Origin of the sequence: Microcoleus sp. T2B6 (assembly GCF_036700475.1) — a bacterium.
Classification (GTDB): domain Bacteria; phylum Cyanobacteriota; class Cyanobacteriia; order Cyanobacteriales; family Microcoleaceae; genus Microcoleus.
The window spans coordinates 23254-25762 of the sequence record NZ_JAUBOZ010000108.1 but is presented as its reverse complement, the minus strand read 5'-3'; the positions used below and the strand labels follow the sequence as shown (position 1 = coordinate 25762).

The following is a 2509-nucleotide window of genomic DNA, read 5'->3' as shown; positions in this document are numbered from 1 at the left end:
TTTAGCAGGCATTAACTTTTTCTGAATATCATTATGTTATATTATACCAATATGCGTTTTAAATGCACAACAGCTTATCGATCTGGGATTTGTTGATTTTTATATCGATCTGGGTGCAGAACAGTTATTAGCAGCGACAAAGGATAATGAAAAAATTGCGGTTGAAATCAAAACGTTTTTGGCACCCTCGACGATTTCAGAATTTCATACCGCAGTGGGACAATTTATTAACTATCGGATTGCATTAGAAGATGACGATCCCGATAGAACTCTTTACTTGGCAATTCCATTAGATATTTACAAAAGATTTTTCAAATACTCATTTATTCAAAGGGTGATTGAACGCAATCAAATTCCGCTTTTAGTTTACGATACCGAAAAAGAGGAGATTTCTCAATGGATAAAGTAAGTTTGTATCGTCAATATATTCAGGAGTTGCTAACTGAGCGATCCCAGCGACGATCGCCTAGCGATCCAGTTTCCAGCGAGACGATTTTCGATCTGGTAAAGGATCGCTATCAACTTGTAAATGTGGGTTGGAAAAACGGTAGCACTCGGATTTATGGCTGTGTGATTCATGTAGATATTAAAGATGGGAAAATTTGGGTGCAGCATGACGGGACTGAAGAAGCGATCGCCGATCAGTTAGTAGCACGAGGTGTCCCATCCCAGGAAATTGTGCTAGCCTATCATGCACCTCATGTCCGACAATACACCGAATTTGCAGTTGGTTGATCCAGCCTCAAACTTTGTGATTTACAGATCGCAATATGCTCAAAGCAACCGCCTCCGCCACCTTAATCCCATCAATCCCCGCCGACAGGATTCCACCCGCATATCCTGCACCTTCCCCAGCAGGATAAAGGCCTTCTGTATTCAAACTCTGATAATCTTCCTTGCGTTTAATCCGAATTGGTGAAGAAGTGCGCGTTTCCACCCCAGTCAAAACCGCATCATCCATCGCAAATCCTTTAATCTGTTTGTCAAAAGCCGGAAGTGCTTCGCGGATAGCTGCGATCGCATAATCTGGCAAACTTTCGCTCAAATCAGTCATCACAACTCCCGGCGTATAAGACGGCTGCACACTGCCTAGCGCCGTGGAAGGGCGATTCGCCAAAAAATCACCCACAAGCTGCCCAGGGGCGTTGTAAGTGCCACCTCCTAACTCAAATGCCCGTTCTTCTAGGCGACGCTGAAACTCAATTCCTGCTAAGGGATGACCGGGATAATCCTCCGGCGTGATACCCACCACAATCCCGCTGTTAGCATTGCGTTCATTGCGAGAATATTGACTCATCCCATTAGTAACAAGTCGCCCCGGTTCTGACGCAGCCGCCACTACCAAACCACCGGGACACATACAGAAACTATACACAGAACGATTGTTTTGGCAATGGTGAACCAGTTTGTAATCGGCGGCACCCAAAAGCTTATGGCCCGCGCGATCGCCAAAACGACAGCGATCGATCGTAGTCTGCGGATGTTCCACCCGAAAACCAATGGAAAAAGGTTTAGCCTCGATGTAAACCCCGCGCGAAAACAACATTTCAAAAGTATCGCGGGCGCTGTGTCCCACCGCCAGAACTATATAATTACTAGCAATATATTCTCCACTGGCGAGGGTAAGTCCCTGCACTTTTCCATTTTCGATGTGGATATCTTCTACACGAGTTTGAAACCGAATTTCTCCGCCTAATGATTCAATTTGGGCGCGAATACTTTGGACAATTCCCACCAGTTTGAACGTGCCAATATGCGGTTTATTAATATATAAAATTTCCGGTGAAGCTCCCGCATTCACAAGTTCCGCCAGCACCTTGCGTCCATAATGCTGAGGATCTTTAACTTGGCTGTAGAGTTTGCCATCGGAAAAAGTACCCGCACCACCTTCGCCAAACTGGGCGTTAGATTCTGGGTTAAATTCTGCTTTTTTCTTCCAAAATCCAAAGGTATCAACCGTGCGATCGCGCACTGCTTTTCCGCGTTCTAAAAGGATGGGACGAAACCCCATTTGTGCCAGCATCAGACCTGCAAACATACCGCACGGCCCTGTACCAATCACAATGGGGCGAATCGTCAAATTGCTGGGGGCTTTGGCTACAAAGCGATAACTCGTGTCTGGCGTCACCATTACATGAGGATCTTTTTTGAAGCGTTGAAGAAGTTGCTTTTCCTGTGCCGTCTCTACATCCACAATATAGACAAGGAGGATTTCTGCTTTTTTACGAGCATCGTAGCTGCGCTTGAAGATGGAATAGCCGAGCAATTCTTCGGGGGGAATTTGCAGCTTTTTGAGAAGGGCATCGGCGATCGCATCTTGAGGATGATCTAGGGGGAGTTTTATTTCAGTTATTCTTAACATATAGCAGAGGGAAGTTCGGCAACAGATTGGGTAACGGATTTAACTGAGATGTTGCACCATTCTCGCTTAGCAACAGGCAAGATGCCTGTTCCACACACACTCAATTTTATTCAACAACAGGCAAGATGCCTGTTCCACACACACTCA

At 45.6% G+C, this 2509-nt stretch carries 3 protein-coding genes; 2 read left to right on the top strand and 1 reads right to left on the bottom strand.

The window, feature by feature from the left end:
- The first annotated feature begins 25 nt into the window (after positions 1–25).
- Both QUA00_RS30515 and QUA00_RS30510 read left to right on the top strand, forming a co-directional pair.
- Positions 26–409 (top strand): element excision factor XisH family protein, encoded by a 384-nt coding sequence (locus tag QUA00_RS30515; RefSeq protein ID WP_333412184.1) that lies wholly within the window; start codon positions 26–28, stop codon positions 407–409.
- The gene (locus tag QUA00_RS30510; protein ID WP_333142928.1) at positions 397–735 is read left to right on the top strand and encodes a XisI protein; all 339 of its coding nucleotides are present in this window, start codon (positions 397–399) and stop codon (positions 733–735) included. Before QUA00_RS30515 ends, QUA00_RS30510 begins: the two co-directional genes overlap by 13 nt.
- A gap of 7 nt (positions 736–742) precedes the next feature.
- On the opposite strand, the gene QUA00_RS30505 is transcribed toward QUA00_RS30510, so the two are convergent.
- Positions 743–2362: an NAD(P)/FAD-dependent oxidoreductase gene (locus QUA00_RS30505; RefSeq protein WP_333412183.1), complete on the bottom strand. Its 1620-nt coding sequence runs from the start codon at positions 2360–2362 to the stop codon at positions 743–745.
- Between the last annotated feature and the right edge of the window lie 147 nt (positions 2363–2509).

Coding starts and splice junctions, on each gene's coding strand:
- QUA00_RS30510 (WP_333142928.1), top strand. CDS start 397: ATGGATAAAGTAAGTTTGTATCGTCAATATATTCAGGAGTTGCTAACT.
- QUA00_RS30505 (WP_333412183.1), bottom strand. CDS start 2,362: ATGTTAAGAATAACTGAAATAAAACTCCCCCTAGATCATCCTCAAGAT.